Raw genomic sequence first — 2,581 nt, forward strand, 5'->3', positions numbered from 1 at the left:
GGCCGCCCGGTCGAGCCCGTGCAGGCGCGCGGCGACCTCGAGGTTGGCGCGGCCGGTGAGCTCGGCGTAGGCGAGCGGGTGCTCGACGAGGTGGCCGACGCGCGCCCAGGTCGAGGCATCCGCTCGAGTGACGTCGACGCCGCGCACGCGCAGCGCGCCCGAGTCGGGCCGCAGCATGCCGAGGAGCAGGCGCATGAGCGTCGTCTTGCCCGCGCCGTTCAGGCCGACCAGCGCGTGGATCTCGCCCGCCGCCACGTCGAGGTCGATGCCGTGCACGCCCGCGCCCCCGCGGAACGCACGCGCGACGCCGCGGGCCTCGAACCGGGGCGCGGCGCTCATGCGTCGCCCGCTACGACGTCGAGGGCGCGTTCGATGGCCGCGCCGAGGGTGTCGACCTCGCCGTCGGCCCACGCGTAGAGGCCGGTGACGAGCGCGGCGATCACGGCCGATGCGGCGGCGCGGGCCTCGAACGCGGATGCTCCGTCGGCTTCGAGCCGAGCGGCGATCGCCTGCTCGGTGTTCCCCGTGCTCCGCCACATGGCACCGCGCAGCGCGGGCGTGCGCGCCGCGATCCGCACGCGCCGCCGGATCTCCGGCTGCTCGGGTTCGGGCAGCATCCGCCAGGCCGAGCGGATGCCGCGTGCCGCGCGGTGCAGGGGCGGCAGCTCGCGCGGCTGGTCGCCGATGCCCTCGGCGAGGAACGGGTCGTAGGGGTCCTCGAGCACGAGCTGCTCCTTGGTGGCGAAGTGCCGGAAGAAGGTCATCTCGGTGACGCCCGCGGCCCGCGCGATCTCCGCCGCGGAGGTCTGGTCGTACCCCTGGCGCTCGATGAGGTCGAGCCCGTGGTCGATCAGGCGCTGCCGGGTGCGGAGGCGCCTCGGCGTCGGGGTGGTGGACGTGGTCACGGCATAATGTTAGCCACTAACATTCAGGTCGGCAAGGTCCGAGGACCGGTCATCGGGCGGTCGCCCGCGGTCGAGCCCGCGCGACCCGGTGCCCGCCTGCCGGCCGACCCCGCGCGCGCCTGTCAGCCGCATGCGCAAGGGTGGACGCATGCCCTCCCCCGACCCGACCACGACCGCCGACCTCCGCGCCGAGGCGCTCGCCGCCCTCCGCGAGCTCGTCGGCCGCGACGACGCCGAGTTCCACGAGGGCCAGTTCGAGGCGATCGAGGCCCTCGTCGCCGGCCGCCGACGGGCGCTCGTCGTGCAGCGGACGGGCTGGGGCAAGTCGGCCGTGTACTTCGTCGCCACCCTGCTGCTCCGCCGCCGCGGCGGAGGCCCGACGATCCTCGTGTCACCGCTGCTCGCACTCATGCGCGACCAGGTCGCGGCCGCCGAGCGCGCGGGCGTGCGGGCCGTCTCGATCAACTCGGCCAACGCGCACGAGTGGCAGGAGGTCCTCGCCCGCCTCGACGCCGACGAGGTCGACGTGCTGCTCGTCTCGCCCGAGCGGCTGAACAACCCGTCGTTCCGCGAGCAGCAGCTGCCCTCGCTCGTGCGCCGGCTCGGCATGCTCGTGGTCGACGAGGCGCACTGCATCAGCGACTGGGGGCACGACTTCCGGCCCGACTACCGTCGCCTGCGCGACCTCATCGCCGAGATCCCGGCCGACGTGCCCGTGCTCGCGACGACGGCGACCGCGAACAGCCGGGTCGTGGCGGATGTCGCGGAGCAGCTCGGCACCGACGTGCTCACGATCCGCGGGCCGCTCGCCCGGTCCTCGCTCCGGCTCGGCGTGCTCCGGCTGCCCGACTCGACCGGCCGGCTCGCATGGCTCATCGACCACCTCGACGACCTCCCCGGCTCGGGCATCGTCTACGCGCTCACCGTCTCTGCGGCGGTCGACACCGCGCGCGTGCTGCGCGAGCGCGGCCACGACGTGCGTGCCTACACCGGGCAGACCGACCCCGACGAGCGCGAGGAGTCCGAGGGCATGCTGAAGCGCAACGAGGTCAAGGCGCTCATCGCCACGAGCGCGCTCGGCATGGGCTTCGACAAGCCCGACCTCGGCTTCGTCGTGCACCTCGGCGCACCCTCGTCGCCCGTGGCGTACTACCAGCAGGTCGGCCGTGCCGGTCGCGCGAGCGAGAACGCCGACGTGCTGCTGCTGCCCGGCCGCGAGGACCCGGCGATCTGGCACTACTTCGCGACCGCGTCGATGCCCGACGAGGAGCGCGCGCGACGCGTCATCGACGAGCTCTCCGACGTGCCGCTCTCGACGCCCGCGCTCGAGGCGCGCGTCGACATCCGCCGGACCCCGCTCGAACTGCTGCTGAAGGTGCTCGACGTCGACGGCGCCGTGCGGCGCGTGCAGGGCGGCTGGATCGCGACCGGTGCGCCGTGGAGCTACGACGCCGAGCGCTACCGTCGCATCGCGGAGGAGCGCGAGGCCGAGCAGCGCCACATGCTCGAGTACGAGCAGACCGACGGATGCCGCATGGCCTTCCTCCAGCGTTCCCTCGACGACGACACGGCGGCGCCGTGCGGGCGCTGCGACCGGTGCGCGGGCGCCTGGTACCCGGGCGAGGTCGATGCGGATGCCGCGTCCGCCGCCGCGAGCGCGCTCGACCGCGTCGGGG

At 74.6% G+C, this 2,581-nt stretch carries 3 protein-coding genes; 1 reads left to right on the forward strand and 2 read right to left on the reverse strand.

What is annotated here, in order from left to right:
- Both ESO86_RS15300 and ESO86_RS15305 read right to left on the reverse strand, forming a co-directional pair.
- Positions 1-339, reverse strand: a 339-nt coding sequence (locus ESO86_RS15300) for an ATP-binding cassette domain-containing protein (protein ID WP_129235749.1), incomplete at its 3' end; no start/stop codon positions are given.
- Positions 336-905: a TetR/AcrR family transcriptional regulator gene (locus tag ESO86_RS15305; RefSeq protein WP_129235750.1), complete on the reverse strand. Its 570-nt coding sequence runs from the start codon at positions 903-905 to the stop codon at positions 336-338. The genes ESO86_RS15305 and ESO86_RS15300, both read right to left, overlap by 4 nt.
- A gap of 148 nt (positions 906-1,053) precedes the next feature.
- Between ESO86_RS15305 and ESO86_RS15310 the strand changes: the two genes are divergently transcribed.
- Positions 1,054-2,581 (forward strand): RecQ family ATP-dependent DNA helicase (locus ESO86_RS15310; protein WP_242492404.1); only part of this gene is annotated, 1,528 nt, incomplete at its 3' end.

It is taken from the genome of Agromyces binzhouensis (genome assembly GCF_004135055.1).
GTDB lineage: Bacteria > Actinomycetota > Actinomycetes > Actinomycetales > Microbacteriaceae > Agromyces > Agromyces binzhouensis.